We start from the raw sequence: 16,379 nt of genomic DNA on the forward strand, positions 1-16,379 counted from the left end.
GTGGTGCCTCACATGCGTTCGAAGGAGCGGCGCAGCTCCCAGTCGGTCACCGCGGCGTCGAAGGCTTGGAGCTCGACCCGGGCCATGTTGCTGTAGTGGGCGACGACCTCGTCCCCGAAGGCGGCCTTGGCGACGGGGCTGTTCTCCCAGAGCTCGGCGGCCTCGCGGAGGCTGGTCGGGACGTGCTCGTAGTCGGCGCCGTAGGCGTTGCCCGTGCAGACCTCGGGCAGCTCCAGCTTCTGTTCGATCCCGTACAGGCCGGCAGCGACCAGGGCGGCGACGGCGAGATGGGGGTTGACGTCACCGCCGGGCAGCCGGTTCTCGAAGCGCATCGAGCGGCCGTGGCCGACGACGCGCAGCGCACAGGTCCGGTTGTCGTGGCCCCAGGCGACGGCGGTCGGGGCGAAGGAGCCCGGCTGGAACCGCTTGTACGAGTTGATGTTCGGCGCGTACAGCAGGGAGAAGTCGCGCAGGGCGGCGAGCTGCCCGGCCAGGAAGTGCCGCATGACGTCCGACATGCCGTCCGGTGCGTCGCCCGCCATGGCGTTGCGGCCGTCGGCGTCCGCGAGGGAGAGGTGGATGTGGCAGGAGTTGCCCTCGCGCTCGTTGTACTTGGCCATGAAGGTGATCGAGACGCCTTCCTGGGCGGCGATCTCCTTGGTTCCGGTCTTGTAGATCGCGTGCTGGTCGCAGGTGACGAGGGCTTCGTCGTAGCGGAACACGATCTCGTGCTGGCCGGGGTTGCACTCGCCCTTGGCGGACTCGACGGTCAGGCCGGCGGCGGCCATCTCGTTGCGGATCCGGCGCAGCAGCGGCTCGATGCGGCCGGTGCCGAGGACCGAGTAGTCGATGTTGTACTGGTTGGCGGGAGTGAGGCCCTGGTAGCCGCGGTCCCAGGCCTGCTCGTAGGTGTCCTTGAAGACGATGAACTCCAGCTCGGTGCCGACCTGGGCGGTCCAGCCGTGTTCGGCCAGGCGCTCCAGCTGGCGGCGCAGGATCTGGCGGGGGGCGGCGACGACCGGGGTGCCGTCGTTCCACGCCAGGTCGGCGACGAGCATGGCCGTGCCCTCGTTCCACGGGACACGGCGCAGTGTGGCCAGGTCGGGGTGCATGGCGAAGTCGCCGTAGCCACGCTCCCACGAGGACATGGCGTAGCCGTCCACGGTGTTCATCTCCGCGTCCACGGCAAGCAGGTAGTTGCAGCCCTCCGTACCGTGTTCCAGGACCTCGTCGAGGAAGAACCGGGCGGCGAACCGCTTGCCCTGGAGCCTGCCCTGCATGTCGGGAAAGGCCAGGACTACGGTGTCGATCTCACCGCTCGCGACGAGGGCTCTCAGCTCCTCGACGCCCAGCGGGGGTGTGCGGTCTGCCACGGGATTGCGCCTCCTAAGGTCAGCCGGGAGCCATAAGGTATTGCCGAAGACCATTGCTTGGGAAGGGGAAACCGCGACGTGGTCGAGAAGAGCGAGTCCGGGGACCGGCTCACGTCCGTGCTGCGGCCGGTGCGCGGGGGCAACGGCTTCGAGGAGGCCCTCGAACAGGTCCTGCAGGTCGTACGGCTCGGACTGGTGCCCGGCGGTGAACGGCTGCCCGCCGAGCGCGAACTCGCCGAGCGCATGGGCATCAGCCGGGTCACCCTGCGCGAGGTGCTCAGGGTCCTCCAGGAGGAGGGCCTGGTGGAGAGCCGGCGCGGTCGCTACGGAGGAACGTTCGTCCTGCACCGCCCGCGCACCGAGGGCGAGGACGAGCTGCGCCGCCGGATCGCTGCCGTCGACGTCGAGGACACGCTGCGCTTCCGGGAGGTCCTGGAGGTCGGCGCGGCGGGGCTGTGCGCGGCGCACGGGCTCTCCGAGGAGGGCGCCTGGCGGCTGCGCACGGCGCTGACGGCGACGCACGACGCACCACTGGACGCCTACCGGAGGTGCGACACGCTCCTTCACCTCACCCTGGCCGAGCTGTCCGGCTCACCCACGCTGACCAAGCAGTACGCGGCCGTACGGGCGGCCGTGAACGATCTGCTCGACTGCATCCCGCTGCTCGTGCGCAATCTGGAGCACTCCCAGCAGCAGCACGTCGCGCTGGTGGAGGCGGTACTGGAGGGGGACGCGGACGCGGCGCGCGAGGTGATGCGGGAGCACTGCGAGGGCACGGCGGCGCTGCTGCGCGGCTTCCTCGCGTGAGGGCCGTGCGCGGCTGTCTCCGCGGGCGCGCTCCCACAGCCCGTCCTCCCGGGCCGAGCGCTGCCGCACGACCCTTCAGGGCAGCCCGGATCGCCGAACCGGTGGGACGCGGACGGCGTGGGCCGGCCCGGCCCGCGCGGTCGGCACGACCGGCGTGCGGGCGGCGAACGCGCCGGGCTCGACCCGCGGGTGGGCGAGTGTCGCAGGCGCGGTCGGCGCGGGCCGCAGCGAATGCCTCCGGCACGGCTGTGCGACCGCGGGCCGATCGGAACCGCGCCCGCGAGGCCGCGCCGGCGTGCCGTCGGAGGCGGGCGGGGAGGGGGCCGCGGGCTCGTGCGGGGCACGCCGCCGCGCGCCGCCGGGAACGGGGCGGCGTAACCCGAAAGTAACGCAGGGGTCTTGCGTTTCCCCACAGTCACCGCAAAGGTATGGCTCCATTCCATTGGGCCCGACGCGGGAGCTCTGCCATGACGCTCGAAGACACCGACACCACCGGGAGCGGCAACACCCCACCGGACAACTATCTCGAACGCCGGACCCTGCGCCGCGGCAGCGCGGGCTGGCTGCTGCTCACCGGGCTCGGCGTCGCCTACGTCGTCTCCGGCGACTTCTCCGGCTGGAACATCGGACTGTCCAAGGGGGGCTTCGGCGGACTCGCCGCCGCCACCGTGCTGATGGGCCTGATGTACGCCTGCCTCGTCTTCGCGCTCGCCGAGCTGTCGGCCATCCTGCCGACCGCGGGCGGCGGCTACGGGTTCGCGCGCCGGGCACTCGGCACCTGGGGCGGGTTCCTCACCGGTACGGCGATCCTCATCGAGTACATCCTGGCCCCCGCCGCCATCTCGATCTTCATCGGCGACTACGTCGAGTCACTCGGGCTCTTCGGGCTGGAGTCCGGCTGGCCCGTCTACCTCGCCTGCTTCGCCGTCTTCATCGGCATACACCTGTGGGGCGTGGGCGAGGCGCTGCGCTTCAGTCTCATCGTCACCGTGATCGCCGTCGCCGCGCTGCTGATCTTCGCCGCGGGGGCCTTCACCGACTTCCAGGTGAGCGGACTCGACGACATCCCGGTCGACGACGACGCGGTGGGCTCCAGCTCCTGGCTGCCGTTCGGACTGCTCGGCATCTGGGCCGCGTTCCCCTTCGGCATGTGGTTCTTCCTCGGCGTGGAAGGCGTACCGCTCGCCGCGGAGGAGGCCAAGGACCCGGTCCGGTCGATGCCGAAGGCACTCGCGCTCTCGATGTCGATCCTGGTGCTGCTGGCCCTGATCACCTTCTTCGCCGCCACCGGTGCCCGCGGCTCGGCCGCGATCCAGGAGGCGGGCAACCCGCTGGTGGTGGCACTGCAGGGCGACGGCGACCCGACGGCGCTGAGCCGCTTCGTCAACTACGCGGGACTCGCCGGCCTGGTCGCCTCGTTCTTCTCGCTCATCTACGCCGGGTCGCGCCAGCTGTTCGCCCTGTCCCGGGCGGGCTACCTGCCCCGCTTCCTGTCGCTGACCAGCCGCCGCAAGTCGCCGTACCTGGGCCTGCTGATCCCCGGCGCGATCGGCTTCGCGCTGGCCGCCGGCACCGGGGACGGGGCGCGGATGCTCAACATCGCCGTCTTCGGTGCCACGATCAGCTACGCCCTGATGGCGCTGTCCCACATCGTGCTGCGGCGGCGCGAGCCGGAGCTGCCGCGTCCGTACCGCACCCCCGGCGGAGTGGTGACCTCGTCCGTCGCCTTCGTCCTCGCGCTGTCCGCGCTCGTGGCGACCTTCCTGGTGGACAAGGACGCGGCGTTCATCGCTCTCGCCGTGTACGGCGTCGCCCTGGCCTACTTCGCCTTCTACAGTCGTAACCGCCTCGTGGCCCGTGCCCCGGAGGAGGAGTTCGCGGCGCTCGCCGCGGCCGAGGCGGAACTGGCCCGCGACTGACGAGCCGGCGTTCCGCGGTGCGGCAGCCCGCCGTTCCGGGCGCCGGACCGCGGAACGCCGCACCATGGTCCCGGGGGTCACGCACCCGGTGCCGGCGGTCGTGCTCCCGCGCCGGACCGGGTCCCGGGGCCCGTCCCGGGCGGGCCCGGCCTCCGTGGCCGTGACATCCCGGGGCCGGGCGTCCGGCACCGTGACCACGGCGGCCGCGGTCCCGCGCCAGGAGACCGGGACCACGACGTCCACACACCACCCGACAGCCGCACCACCGCATCACGACCGGAGGACCCGCGACCGTGACCCAGCCGCTCATCGGCGTCAGCACCTACCTGGAGGACGCCTCGTGGGGCGTGTGGCGCCTCCCCGCCGCACTGCTGCCCGTCGGCTATCCGCGCCTCGTCCAGTCGGCCGGGGGCATCGCCGCGATGCTGCCGCCCGACGAGCCCGGCCGGGCCGCCGCGACCGTGGCCCGGCTCGACGGCCTGGTCGTCGCGGGCGGGCCCGACGTCGAGCCCGTCCGGTACGGGGCCGAACCCCATCCCCGCACCGGGCCACCGGCCCGGGAGCGGGACGCCTGGGAACTGGCCCTGATCCGGGCGGCGATCGACACCGGCACCCCGCTGCTCGGGATCTGCCGGGGGATGCAACTGCTGAACGTCGCCCTCGGCGGCACGCTCGTCCAGCACCTCGACGGGCACGTGGAGGCCGTCGGCGTCTTCGGCCGGCACACCGTGAGGCCGGTCGCCGGCACACGGTACGCCTCGCTGGTGGCGGACGAGTCGTCGGTGCCGACGTACCACCACCAGTCCGTGGACCGCCTCGGCGACGGCCTCGTCGTCTCGGCGCACGCGCACGACGGAACCGTGGAGGCCGTCGAACTCCCGGCCCCGGCCTGGGTGCTCGGGGTGCAGTGGCACCCGGAGATGGCCGACGACACCCGCGTCATGGCGGGCCTCGTCGGCGCCGCGTCCTGACCGCTCACCGGCAGCCGGGGGTGTTCTGTCCCTTGGGTCGCTGACGGTGAGTGCTCCCGGCCGCCCGGTCCTCAGCCCCCGGACCGCGTCAGCGACAGCAGGTCGCGGGCCGGGCCCGTGGGGCGGTGGCCGTGGGGCCAGACGGCGCGGAGGTCGCGGCGGAGGCGGACCGCCTCCACGGGGATGCGCACGAGGCGGCGGGACGCCAGTTCCTCCGTCACGGCGAGTTCGCTGAGGACCGCCGGACCGGCCCCGCTGACGGCGGCCGCCTTCACGGCCGTGGTGGAGGCGAGTTCGAGCAGCGGCTCGGCGAGCCCGCCGTGGTCCGCGAGCGCCGAGTCGAGCACCTGCCGGGTGCCCGAACCGCGCTCGCGCAGCACCAGCGGGGTCGCGGCCAGCCTCTCCGGCGACAGTGGCGAACGCCGGCGCGCCCACGCGTGGCCCGGCGCCGCGACGACCACGAGCCGGTCGTGGCCGACGACCGCGCCGTCGAGTCCCTCCGGCACCGCCAGCCCCTCGACGAAGCCTACGTCCGCATCGCCGCGCAGCAGACGCTCCGCCACCGCCGCCGAGTTGCCCGCGAACAGTGACACCGCGGTGCCCGGCCGGTCCTGGCGGAGTGCGATCAGCCAGCCGGGCAGCAGGTACTCGGCGATGGTCATGCTTGCGGCGACCCTCAGCCGGGAGTCGCGCCGGTCGCGCAGCGCCTGCGCGCCGGCGTCGAACGCCTCGGCCGCCTCCACGATCCGCCGCGCCCAGTCCGTGACCAACGCGCCCGCGTCCGTGAGGCGGGAGCCGCGCGGTGAGCGGTCCACCAGCGCGACACCCAACTGCCGCTCCATGGAACGGATCCGGCTGCTCGCCGCCGGCTGGGTGACGCCGAGCTCACGTGCGGCGCGCCCCAGGCTCCCGTGCCGGGCGACCGCGAGCAACAGCTCCAGCGCGGCGAGGTCGGGCACCCGGTGGGCCACCGGCCCGCGTTCTCCTTCGCTCATAAGGCCAGCTTATGGGGCCATAGTGGCGGTGTGCCTGGTGGGCGGCCGGTCGGGACCGCAGAGTGGGGCCATGGTCACCGTCGCCCATCCCCGCACCTACTCCCCCGCCGCGCCGCCCGGCCCGGTCCGCCCGCCGCGGCCCGAGCCGGCACTGCGCCGGCTCGGGCCGAACTGGTACTCCGCCGTCATGGGCACGGCCGCGGTGGCCGTCGCCGGTGCGTCCCTGCCGATGGGACCCGCGGGAGCACGGAACGCGCTCGGGGCGGTCTGGGTACTCGCCGTGCTGGCGCTCGGCACCCTGCTGGTCGCGCGCGCCGCGCACTGGGCACGCCACCGCGACCGGGCCCGCGCCGACCTCCTCGATCCGGCGGTGGCCCCGTTCCACGGCTGCACGGCGATGGCGCTGCTCGCGGTCGGCATCGGCTCGCTCACGGTCGGCGGCGCCGTGGTCGGCGAGCACACGGCGGTTCTGACGGCGACGGCCCTGTTCGCCGCCGGCACGCTGACCGGGCTGACGGCCGCGGTGGCGGTCCCGTACCTGCTCGTCACCCGCCGCAGGGTGACGGCAGGGGACGCGTCACCGGTGTGGCTGCTGCCCGTGGTGGCCCCGATGGTGGCGGCGACGCTGGGCGCGCTCCTCGTGGGCCGGGTGCCCGCCGGACCGTGGCGCGGGGCCGCGCTGCTCGGCTGCTACGGGCTGTTCGCGGTGAGCCTGCTCGCCGTGCTCGTGATCCTGCCGCTGGTGACCCTGCGGCTCCTCCGCGCGGGCCCACCGCCGCTCGTCCTCACACCCGCCCTGTTCCTGGTGCTCGGCCCGCTCGGGCAGTCCACCACCGCCGTGCACAAACTGGCGGACGCGGCCCCTTCGGCGGTCGGACCGGCGGACGCTGCGGCCCTCGGCTCCTTCGCGACCGCCTACGGGACCGTCGCGCTCGGCCTCGCGCTGCTGTGGCTCCTCCCGGCCGCGGCGCTGGTGGCGCGGGCTGTCCGGCGGGGCATGCCGTTCGCGATGACGTGGTGGGCCTTCACCTTCCCGGTCGGTACGTGCGTCACGGGGGCGGCGGCGCTGTCGGGGCGCTCGGGTGCGGCCGCTCCGGCGTGGGCGGCGGCCGCGCTGTACGCCTTCCTGGTCGTGGCCTGGGCCGTGACCGGGGCCCTCACGCTGCGGGGTCTCACCCGCGGAGCGCTGCTCGCAGCGCCGTCGGGGCCGCCGCCAGCGACGGCCCGTACCAGGTGAGCATGCGCCCGTCGACGAGCGCCGCGGGAACACCCGGGAAAGCCTCCGGACCGTCGTCCGCGGTGAAGCGGTAGGGCTCGTCGGGGAACACGACCAGGTCAGCGCCCGCGGCGTTCAGCTCTTCGAGCGGGACGCGGGGATAGCGCTCCGGGTGCGCGGCGTAGACGTTGTCGACGCCGAGCCGGGCGAGTACGTCGCCGGCGAAGGTGTCGCGGCCGAGGACCATCCAGGGCCGCCGCCAGACCGGCACGACCGCACGGCGCGGCTCGGCCGGGGGTTCGACGGCGGCCCAGGCGTCCTCGGCGTCGTCGAGCCACCGGGGACGGGTCACCCCACAGACGTCCAGGACCCGCTGCAGCTCGGTGAACGCCTGCGGCAGGGTCCTCACCTCGGTGACGAGCACATCGAGCCCCGCGGCGCGCAGCGCGGCGAGGTCGGGCTCCCGGTTCTCCTCCTCGTTGGCGACCACGAGATCGGGCCGCAGCGCGACCACCGCCGCCACGTCGGGGTTCTTCGTGCCCCCGATCCTGGCGACGCGGAGGCCGGCGGGACGGGTGCACCAGTCGGTGGCACCGGCCAGCAGCCCGGGCGCACTGACGGCGATGGCCTCCGTGAGCGAGGGCACCAGCGAGACGACCCGGTTCACGGTGCGACGGCCTCGATGTGGTCGGCGACGGCGACGACGAGGAGGCGGGTGCCGGGGCGGGTGGCGCGCCAGCGGTGGAGCACCCCGCCGGAGAGGAAGAGTGTGTCGCCCTTCTCCAGGCGATGGGCACGGCCCTCGGCCTCGACCTCGGCGCCGCCGTCGGCCACGTACATCAGCTCGTCGTTGCGGTGCTGGTGCTCGCCTCCGGTCTCCTGCTCACCGGTGAACTCCACGGCGTGGAGCTGGTGGTGGCCCCGTACCAGATGGCGCACGCCCGGGCGGGTGACGAGACCGGCGTCGTCGGCGCGGACGACGTCGACGACCCGGCAGGAGTCGGCGGCGGCGAGCAGTTCGGCGGCGGTCGTCTCCAGTGCGTCGGCGACGCGGTGCAGCGAGCGCATGCTGGGCCGGGCCCGTTCGTTCTCGATCTGGCTGAGGAAGGGCACGGACAGGCCGCTGCGTCCGGCGACGGCGGCGAGCGTCAGATCCAGGGCCCGGCGCCTTCGGCGGACGGCGGAGCCCACGCGGAGCGCTTCCTTGTCTCCCATGGCTGACGTCCCTCCCTCCTCTCTGTACCTTACGCACGTTCCGGCCCGGGCAACCCCCCGTTGCCCCTGCCGCAACGACGAGGACCCCGCCACGTTATGTGACGGGGTCCTCACCGGTGGGGGATTCAGTCGGTCTGTTGCGGCTGCGAGCCGTTCGCCGCGGACCCGGCCACCGGTGTCCACTCGTCGGCGAGGCCGGGGTTCTCCGCCAGCCAGGCACGGACGGCGTCCTGCTCCTTGCCCTTGCCCGTGTCCTGGATCTTCGCCTCCAGGCCGGTGAGCTGCGCCTCGGTCATCCTGAAATCCTGGAGCCACTTGCCGACCTGCGGGTTCTCCTCGGAGAAGCCCTTGCGGGCGAGAGTGTGGATGCCGTCGCCCTTGCCCCACGCGCCCTTCGGGTCCTTCAGCTTCTTCAGGTCGTAGGTGCTGTAGGCCCAGTGCGGCGACCACAGGGTGGTGACGATCGGCTCCTTCCTGTCGTACGCCCGCTTCAGCTCGGCGAGCATGCCGGGGGTGGAGCCGTCGACGACCTCGTACTCGCCCTCCAGGCCGTACTCCTCGAGGACCCTGTCCTCGAGGAGCCCCATCATCCCGGCGCTCGGCTCGATGCCGACGATGCGGCCCTTGAAGCGTCCCGCCTTGCCCTTGAGGTCGTCGAGGGAGTCGACGTCCTTCATGTACGCGGGGACGGACAGCTCCAGGGAGGTCGGGCCGTACCAGGAGCCCTTGTCCTCCAGCTTGTCGCGGTACCTGTCCCAGTACTGGGCGTGGGTGACCGGGAGCCAGGAGTCCGTCTGGAAGTCGATCTGACCGCCGGCGAGACCGGTGTAGAGCGAGCCTGCCTCCAGCTGCCTGGCCTCGACCTCGAAGCCGCGGCGCTCCAGCAGTTCCTTCCACAGGAAGGTCGAGGCGATGCCCTCGTCCCACGGGATGTAGCCCACCGAGATCTTCTTGCCCCGGCCGACGTCGCCGGGTCCGCCGGCCCCGGCGGAACCGGCTCCGCCGAACACGCCCATACCGCCCGCGAGGAGCGCGAGGACCACGACCCCGACCACCGCGACGACGGGCTGGGGACGATGGTTCCAGATCTTCGGCACGCCGGCCGCCCTGGCCCGGGCGAGGGCCCGGCGGCCGAGGGGGGACACCTGGCGGCCCAGCGCGCCCGTCATCCGGTCCAGGTACATGGCCAGGATGACGATGGAGACGCCGGCCTCGAAACCGAGTCCGATGTCGACGTTGCCGATGGCGCGGTAGACGGCGCCGCCGAGGCCGCCGCCGCCGACCATGCCGGCGATGACGACCATGGACAGCCCCAGCATGATCACCTGGTTGACGCCGGCCATGATCGTCGGCAGGGCGAGCGGCAGCTGCACACGGACGAGCGTGTTGCGGGGCGTGGTGCCGAACGCCTCCGCGGCCTCCACGAGTTCCCCGTCGACCTGGCGGATGCCGAGCTCGGTCATCCGTACCCCGGGCGGCAGAGCGAAGACGATCGTGGCGATGACGCCGGGGACCACACCGACGCCGAAGAAGATGATGCCCGGGATCAGGTAGACCATCGCCGGCATCGTCTGCATGAAGTCCAGGACCGGCCTGATCACCGCGCTGACCGTCTGGGAACGGGAGGCCCAGATGCCGAGCGGTACCGCGATCACCAGCGTGACGACGGTGGCGACCAGCACCAGCGAGAGGGTCGACATGGCGTCGTCCCACAGCTCCACGGAGTCGATCAGGGCGAGGCCGGCGAACGCCAGCCCGCCCGCGAGCAGACCGCGCAGCCACCAGGCCACGACGGCGAGGATGCCCGCGAAGAGCAGCGGCTCGGGTGCGGACAGGGCCGCGTCGATACCGTCGTACATGCCGGTGACGACCGTGCCGAGGGCGTCGAACAGCCAGGAGAGATGGGACTGGAGCCAGTCGACGCCGCCGTCGACCCAGTCTCCGAGGGGAAGCCTAGGCACTGGCGCTCACCTGCTTCTGCCGAGGCGGCCGGCGGACCGCGGTGTCGCAGGGCACCTGCTCACCCGGCTCGTCTCCGACGAGGCCGACCAGCCGGGACTGCGGCACGACGCCGACGAGCTCGCCTGCGGCGTCCTTGACGGCCACGGGGTGCGGGACACGCGCGCTGACGGCGCACACCTCCGCCACGAGGGTGCCGGGCGTGACGGTCTCGCAGCCGCACCCGCCGGCGTCACCGGCGCCCCGCGGCTCGGTCATGACGGCGGCCGCCGTGAGCACCCGGGAGCGGTCCACGTCCTGGATGAACGACGCCACGTAGTCGTCGGCGGGGCGGACCAGGATGTCCTCGGCGGTGCCGAGCTGGACGATCCGGCCGTCGCGCATCACGGCGATCCGGTCGCCGAGGCGCATGGCCTCGTTGAGGTCGTGGGTGATGAAGACGATGGTCTTCTTCAGCCGCTTCTGCAGTTCGATCAGCTGGTCCTGCATGTCGCGGCGGATCAGCGGGTCGAGGGCGCTGAAGGACTCGTCCATCAGCAGCAGGTCGGCGTCCGTGGCGAGGGCGCGGGCGAGGCCGACGCGCTGCTGCATTCCGCCGGACAGCTCGTCCGGCCAGGACTGCTCCCAGCCGGCGAGTCCGGCGAGCTCCAGCGCCTCGGCGGCGCGGCGCTCGCGCTCGGCGCGCGCCACGCCCTGGACCTCCAGGCCGTAGGCGGCGTTCTCCAGCACGCTGCGGTGGGGGAACAGCGCGAAGTGCTGGAAGACCATGCTGATCTTGTTGGCGCGCACCTCGCGGAGGCCGCGGGCGCCGAGGGCGGTGAGGTCCTGCCCGTCGAAGAGCACGCGTCCGGCGGTCGGCTCCAGCAGCCCGTTGAGCATGCGCAGCAGCGTGGACTTGCCGGACCCGGACAGACCCATGACGACGAAGATCTGCCCCGGCTCGACGGAGAACGAGGCGTCGATCACCGCGGCCGTCGCTCCGTCGGCGCGGAGCTCGTCGCGGCCGGATCCTCCCTCGAGCCTGCGCACCGCCTCGTCGGGTCGTCTGCCGAACACCTTGTACAGATGCTCGGCCTGCAGCCTGGACACATACACCTCACGCGTCGAACCGAAGAACGGCCCGCCACCCCCGCCGGCGGGCCGTGGAGCGGGCGGGTTCCGCCCGCTTCCCCGCGTCCTCGGTGCACGAGGGCACGACGGGGCCCGCTCCGGCGCCGCGCCTGCCCGGGGGCCCGGGAGGACAAACTCAGGAGTGATCCGGTTCACGGGCGGGTCGGCAGGCCGGTCAGGCACGGTCGGCAGGTCGGTCACGGGCGGCTCGGCGGCCGTGCCGGGACCGGGCTGGGGCAGCTCGGATGCGCGGGCGGGTCGTGACGGCCGGGTTCGGCGCGGCCGTGAGGGGCCGGGGAGGCGGACGCGGTCCGGGTGGGTCAGGGGCCCGGGGTTCCGGCGCCCGGTGGGCCCGGAACCGGGGTGTTGTCGGCGGCGTACGGCATCATTCGGACTGTGACGCGACGCCTGATGCTCCTCGACACCGCCTCCCTGTACTTCCGTGCGTACTACGGGGTGCCGGACTCCGTGCGCGCCCCCGACGGCACGCCCGTCAATGCCGTGCGCGGGCTGCTCGAATTCATCACCCGGCTGGTCCAGGACCACCGTCCGGACGAGCTGGTGGCCTGTATGGACGCGGACTGGCGCCCGCACTGGCGGGTCGAGCTGATCCCCTCGTACAAGGCCCACCGGGTCGCGGTGGAGACCGCGGCGGGGCCGGACGAGGAGGAGGTCCCGGACACCCTGTCGCCGCAGGTCCCCGTCATCGAGGACGTCCTGGACGCCTTCGGCATCGCGCGGGTCGGCGTCGCGGGCTACGAGGCGGACGACGTGATCGGCACGCTGACGGCACGGGCGACGGGCCCGGTCGACATCGTGACCGGCGACCGCGACCTGTACCAGCTCGTGGACGACACCCGCGGGATCCGCGTGCTCTACCCCTTGAAGGGCGTGGGCATGATGCAGACCACCGACGAGGCGGTGCTCCGCGAGAAGTACGGCGTGGACGGCCCGGGTTACGCGGATCTGGCGCTGCTGCGCGGCGACCCCAGCGACGGGCTGCCCGGGGTTCCGGGCATCGGCGAGAAGACGGCCGCGAAACTCCTGGCCGCGTACGGGGACCTGGCCGGGATCATGGCCGCTGTCGACGACCCCGCGTCCGGGCTGACGCCCTCGCAGCGCAAGCGACTGGACGAGTCGCGCCCCTATGTGGCGGTCGCCCCCAAGGTCGTCCGGGTCGCGGGCGACGTGCCGCTGCCCGCCTTCGATCCGGCCCTGCCCGGGGAACCCCGTGACCCGGCCGGGCTTGAGGAGCTGGCCATGCGCTGGGGGCTCGGCAGGGCGGTCGCCCGGCTGCGCACGGAGCTGGCGAGCGCGAGTTCCCACGGCTGAGGTGTTAGCTTAGGCAAGCCTAAGCATCTACAGTCAGGGGAGTCCGCCGTGGCAGAGACAGCCGCCCGCAAGGCACCGCAGGTCCATGAGGCGCTGGTCCTGCGTACGGAACGGATCACCCCGCACATGGTGCGTCTCGTCCTCGGCGGCGAGGGTCTGGCGTCGTTCGCCACGGAGGGGTTCACCGACCACTATGTGAAGGTCGTCTTCCCCGCGCCGGGAGTGACGTACCCCGAGCCGTTCGACATGGCCCGCATCCGCGAGGAACTGCCCCGCGACCAGTGGCCGAGCAACCGGACCTACACCGTCCGCTCCTGGGACGCCGCGCACCGCGAGCTCGTCATCGACTTCGTGGTCCACGGCGACCAGGGACTCGCCGGACCGTGGGCGGCCGCGGTGCGGCCCGGTGAGACCGTGCGGCTGCTGGGCCCCGGCGGCGGCTACGCACCGGACCCGGCGGCGGACTGGCATCTGCTCGCGGGGGACGAGAGCGCCCTCCCGGCGATCGCCGCCGCGCTGGAGCAGATGCCGGTGGGCGCGCGGGTCCACGCCTTCGTCGAGATCCCCGGTCCCGCTGAGGAGCAGAAGATCGCCACTCCGGACGGCGTGACCGTCACCTGGCTGCACCGTGGCGCCCGCCCCGTCGGCGAGGCGCTGATCGCCGCGGTGCGCGGACTGGAGTTCCCCGAGGGCGACGTGCACGCGTTCGTCCACGGCGAGGCGGGCGCGGTGCGCGAACTGCGCCGCCACCTCCGGATGGAGCGGGGCGTCCCGCGCGAGCGGCTCTCCCTCTCCGGATACTGGCGCCTGGGCAAGTCCGACGAGGCCTGGCGGGCGATCAAGCGCGACTGGAACGCGGAAGTGGAGCGCGAGCAGGAGGCGTGACCGCTCGGGCAACGAGCGCCCACCTGCGCGGGACGCACGGCCGCCGCACCGGTGCCGACGCACCGCTGCCGACCTGCCGGCCGTCATGGGTGGGAGGCGTCGCCCCGCACGGGGCCGGGCCGACACCCGCCCCGGTGGCGGTGCCGGCACCGGGGCGGACCGTCGCGTGAGAAGTCGCCGACCACGGAGATCGCGCCCGGGCCCGCTTCTGCACGGACGCCGGCCCGCCCCGCGGGGCGGACGGCCGCCGCACGCCGTGGTCGCGGCCGCGCCCCGCGTCCGGCCCGCCTTCGGCGCCCCCGCCTCCCCGCGGAGTGCGCGTCACTGGGACCTCGCACGCACCGCCACCACCGGCCGCCCCACAAGCCCAGCACGGAGACGTCTGGGCTGCTCACGGCACCTCTCTCCTCCTCCGGCCCTGCGTCGGCCGCCCGCCACCCCGCCCGCCCCGGACGGCGAAGGACTCGGCCGGAACACGGACGTGTAAAAAGTTCGGCGCGAGGGCAGTCAGGACCCGCCTCCGCTCCGTATAGGGGAAGTGACACCCGCGGCGACGCAGGTCCGGGGAAGAGGGGCCGGCCGGAGCAGGCCGCGGCGAGGGGAGAGCGGTGAAGGAAGCGATACGCATCACAGGGGCACCATCGGCGGGGCCGGGACTCGACGAACTGCTCGTCCGGGTCGCGCGCGGCGATCAGCAGGCCTTCTCGCGGGTGTACGACGCGGTCTGCGGACCCGTACTCGGCGTCGTCCGCGGGGTGTTGCGCGATCCGGCACAGTCGGAGGAAGTGGCGCAGGAGGTGCTGGTGGAGCTGTGGCGCACCGCCGCGCGCTACCAGCCTTCCCGTGGCTCCGCCCTCACCTGGACCCTCACCCTCGCCCACCGTCGTGCCGTCGACCGCGTGCGCTCCGCCCAGGCAGCCGCCGACCGCGAGCAGAGGGCCGCACGACTCGGCGGCACACCGGCGTTCGACGATGTCGTCGAACAGGTCGAGGCCCGGCTGGAACGGGAGCAGGTACGGCGCTGTCTGCGCACGCTGACCGAACTCCAGCGCCAGTCGGTGACCCTGGCCTACTACCGCGGCCTCGCCTACCGGGAGGTCGCCGAACTGCTCGCGGTGCCGCTGGGCACGGTCAAGACACGGATGCGCGACGGACTGATCCGTCTGCGCGACTGCCTGGGGGTGAACGGATGAGCGCCGCGGCGAAGGGAGCGGGGCGGGACGCCGAACTGCACACACTGACCGGCGCGTACGCCCTCAATGCGCTCGGCGACCGGGAACGCGCCCGGTTCGAACGGCACTTGGCCGTGTGTGCGGCCTGCGAGCAGGAGGTGCGGGAGCTCGGCGCCACGGCGGTACGACTCGGGCTCGCCGCGGCCGAGACCCCGCCGTCCGCGATGAAGTCCCAGGTACTGGCGCGGATCTCGACCGTTCGCCAGGAACCTCCGAAGGTCGCCGCCGCGGAGGCCGGCCGGATCCCGGTCCACCGGGCCCGCCCGGCCGGCCGGCGCAGGCTCCCCGGGTTCGTCCTCGCCGCCTGTGTCGCGGGGCTCGCGGCGCTCGGCGGCGTCACGGTCGCGCAGCAGCGCGCCGTCGACGAGGCACGGGCCGAGGCCCGTGAGGCCGCGGAACTGGCGCAGCGGCGGACCCAGGCGCTCGCGGACGTCCTCACCGCGCCCGACGCGCGCACACTGAGCACAGCGCTCGGCGAGGGCGCCTCCGGCACGGTGGCCGTCTCCCGCGAACGCGACCGTGCCGTCTTCCTGGCGTCCGGCCTGCCCCGGCCGGAGAGCGGCAAGGTGTACCAACTCTGGTTCGCGGACGGCGACACCATGCGTCCGGCCGGGCTGCTCGCCTCGGAGGGAAGTGCGGAGACACTGCTCATGGACGGCGCGGTGGGCCGGGCGACGGGCGTGGGCATCACCGTCGAACCCTCCGGCGGCTCGCGGGCCCCGACCTCCGAACCACTGGGCCTGCTCAGCTTCCCGGCCGGTTAGGACGGTCGCTCCCGCCCACGGGGCGGAGCGGGTCTTCCCCGGTGCCCGGGCAGCACGGGAGTTACCACCCGCGCCCGGCACTCGGGAGTTCCCGCCGGGCCGCACGGGCGGCGCCGTTTCGGCGGCACGGTCGTCGCCGGGTGGCGCCCGGATGGGGCGAGGGCTGCGGCATTCGCTCGTGGCCCGCTCGTCGCGGCGTCCCGTACGCCCGGGGCGAGGGGTGCACGGCCGTGTCCCGCTCCCCGGGGCCCGCCTGTCCGGCCGACGCGTACCGCGGCCTCCCCGCGCCCGGTACGCGTCGGCCGGATGAGCGGCGTGGACAAGGCGGAGCGTGCGGACCGGGTCACCGGGGCGTGCTCGGCTCCGCCGTCGGCGACGCGCTGGGCGCGCCCTTCGAGTTCGGACTGCCCGGCGTGTACACGGCCCGCTTCCCGGACGGTGTGGGAGAGATGTGCGGCGGTGGCGGCTGGGACTCCGGCGAAGCCACGGACGATACCCAGACGGCGGTCCTAATCGGTGAGTCGCTCCCGGAGCGCGGCGGCTTCGACCCCGCCGACATGTTCGACCGCTTCCGTCGCTGGGCCGCGGGCCCGCCCGCCGG

14 protein-coding genes and 1 pseudogene are annotated in these 16,379 nt (G+C 73.7%); 9 read left to right on the forward strand and 6 right to left on the reverse strand.

Annotated features, from left to right (window positions below):
- Positions 1-8: 8 nt before the first annotated feature.
- Positions 9-1,373: a glutamine synthetase family protein gene (locus tag AB0J10_RS05085; RefSeq protein ID WP_363057918.1), complete on the reverse strand. Its 1,365-nt coding sequence runs from the start codon at positions 1,371-1,373 to the stop codon at positions 9-11.
- A 78-nt stretch (positions 1,374-1,451) separates the two neighbouring features.
- On the opposite strand from AB0J10_RS05085, the gene AB0J10_RS05090 reads away from it, so the two are divergent.
- The 3 genes from AB0J10_RS05090 to AB0J10_RS05100 all read left to right on the forward strand — a co-directional run bounded on the left by AB0J10_RS05090 (position 1,452) and on the right by AB0J10_RS05100 (position 5,070).
- Positions 1,452-2,180: an FCD domain-containing protein gene (locus tag AB0J10_RS05090; RefSeq protein WP_363057920.1), complete on the forward strand. Its 729-nt coding sequence runs from the start codon at positions 1,452-1,454 to the stop codon at positions 2,178-2,180.
- Positions 2,181-2,647: 467 nt separating this feature from the next.
- The gene (gene eat, locus AB0J10_RS05095; RefSeq protein WP_363057922.1) at positions 2,648-4,099 is read left to right on the forward strand and encodes an ethanolamine permease; all 1,452 of its coding nucleotides are present in this window, start codon (positions 2,648-2,650) and stop codon (positions 4,097-4,099) included.
- A 293-nt stretch (positions 4,100-4,392) separates the two neighbouring features.
- Positions 4,393-5,070: a gamma-glutamyl-gamma-aminobutyrate hydrolase family protein gene (locus AB0J10_RS05100; protein WP_363057924.1), complete on the forward strand. Its 678-nt coding sequence runs from the start codon at positions 4,393-4,395 to the stop codon at positions 5,068-5,070.
- 71 nt (positions 5,071-5,141) lie between these two features.
- On the opposite strand, the gene AB0J10_RS05105 is transcribed toward AB0J10_RS05100, so the two are convergent.
- Positions 5,142-6,065, reverse strand: coding sequence for a LysR family transcriptional regulator (locus AB0J10_RS05105; protein ID WP_363057926.1), 924 nt, complete (start codon positions 6,063-6,065; stop codon positions 5,142-5,144).
- Positions 6,066-6,135: 70 nt separating this feature from the next.
- Here AB0J10_RS05105 and AB0J10_RS05110 point away from each other — a divergent pair, with 70 nt between their 5' ends.
- The gene (locus AB0J10_RS05110) at positions 6,136-7,302 is read left to right on the forward strand and encodes a C4-dicarboxylate ABC transporter (protein ID WP_363057928.1); all 1,167 of its coding nucleotides are present in this window, start codon (positions 6,136-6,138) and stop codon (positions 7,300-7,302) included.
- On the opposite strand, the gene AB0J10_RS05115 is transcribed toward AB0J10_RS05110, so the two are convergent.
- The 4 genes from AB0J10_RS05115 to AB0J10_RS05130 form a co-directional block, all read right to left on the reverse strand.
- Positions 7,238-7,948, reverse strand: coding sequence for a helical backbone metal receptor (locus AB0J10_RS05115; protein WP_363057930.1), 711 nt, complete (start codon positions 7,946-7,948; stop codon positions 7,238-7,240). The two genes, AB0J10_RS05110 and AB0J10_RS05115, sit on opposite strands and share 65 nt — an antisense overlap.
- Positions 7,945-8,496 (reverse strand): XRE family transcriptional regulator, encoded by a 552-nt coding sequence (locus AB0J10_RS05120; protein ID WP_363057932.1) that lies wholly within the window; start codon positions 8,494-8,496, stop codon positions 7,945-7,947. Before AB0J10_RS05120 ends, AB0J10_RS05115 begins: the two co-directional genes overlap by 4 nt.
- A 125-nt stretch (positions 8,497-8,621) precedes the next feature.
- Positions 8,622-10,457: an ABC transporter permease/substrate binding protein gene (locus AB0J10_RS05125; protein WP_363057934.1), complete on the reverse strand. Its 1,836-nt coding sequence runs from the start codon at positions 10,455-10,457 to the stop codon at positions 8,622-8,624.
- Positions 10,450-11,544, reverse strand: a complete 1,095-nt coding sequence (locus AB0J10_RS05130; RefSeq protein ID WP_363057936.1) for a glycine betaine/L-proline ABC transporter ATP-binding protein — start codon at positions 11,542-11,544, stop codon at positions 10,450-10,452. Before AB0J10_RS05130 ends, AB0J10_RS05125 begins: the two co-directional genes overlap by 8 nt.
- Before the next feature lie 432 nt (positions 11,545-11,976).
- Between AB0J10_RS05130 and AB0J10_RS05135 the strand changes: the two genes are divergently transcribed.
- The 5 genes and pseudogenes from AB0J10_RS05135 to AB0J10_RS05155 all read left to right on the forward strand — a co-directional run.
- Positions 11,977-12,897 carry a 5'-3' exonuclease gene (locus AB0J10_RS05135; protein ID WP_363058271.1) on the forward strand — a complete coding sequence of 307 codons (921 nt, stop codon included), beginning with the start codon at positions 11,977-11,979 and terminating at the stop codon, positions 12,895-12,897.
- Positions 12,898-12,945: 48 nt separating this feature from the next.
- Complete coding sequence (locus tag AB0J10_RS05140; RefSeq protein WP_363057938.1) at positions 12,946-13,782, forward strand: siderophore-interacting protein; 837 nt, start codon at positions 12,946-12,948, stop codon at positions 13,780-13,782.
- 608 nt (positions 13,783-14,390) lie between these two features.
- Positions 14,391-14,975 carry a sigma-70 family RNA polymerase sigma factor gene (locus tag AB0J10_RS05145; protein WP_363057940.1) on the forward strand — a complete coding sequence of 195 codons (585 nt, stop codon included), beginning with the start codon at positions 14,391-14,393 and terminating at the stop codon, positions 14,973-14,975.
- A complete protein-coding gene (locus tag AB0J10_RS05150; RefSeq protein ID WP_363057942.1) occupies positions 14,972-15,778 on the forward strand; it encodes an anti-sigma factor in 807 nt (268 codons plus the stop codon). The genes AB0J10_RS05145 and AB0J10_RS05150 overlap by 4 nt, the downstream gene beginning before the upstream one ends.
- Positions 15,779-16,131: 353 nt before the next feature.
- A pseudogene (locus tag AB0J10_RS05155) lies at positions 16,132-16,365 on the forward strand (ADP-ribosylglycohydrolase family protein); the annotation flags it as partial.
- Between the last annotated feature and the right edge of the window lie 14 nt (positions 16,366-16,379).

The sequence above is a fragment of the Streptomyces sp. NPDC049887 genome, assembly GCF_040656535.1.
GTDB lineage: Bacteria > Actinomycetota > Actinomycetes > Streptomycetales > Streptomycetaceae > Streptomyces.

Coding starts and splice junctions, on each gene's coding strand:
- eat (WP_363057922.1), top strand. CDS start 2,648: ATGACGCTCGAAGACACCGACACCACCGGGAGCGGCAACACCCCACCG.
- AB0J10_RS05105 (WP_363057926.1), bottom strand. CDS start 6,065: ATGAGCGAAGGAGAACGCGGGCCGGTGGCCCACCGGGTGCCCGACCTC.
- AB0J10_RS05110 (WP_363057928.1), top strand. CDS start 6,136: ATGGTCACCGTCGCCCATCCCCGCACCTACTCCCCCGCCGCGCCGCCC.
- AB0J10_RS05120 (WP_363057932.1), bottom strand. CDS start 8,496: ATGGGAGACAAGGAAGCGCTCCGCGTGGGCTCCGCCGTCCGCCGAAGG.
- AB0J10_RS05135 (WP_363058271.1), top strand. CDS start 11,977: ATGCTCCTCGACACCGCCTCCCTGTACTTCCGTGCGTACTACGGGGTG.
- AB0J10_RS05150 (WP_363057942.1), top strand. CDS start 14,972: ATGAGCGCCGCGGCGAAGGGAGCGGGGCGGGACGCCGAACTGCACACA.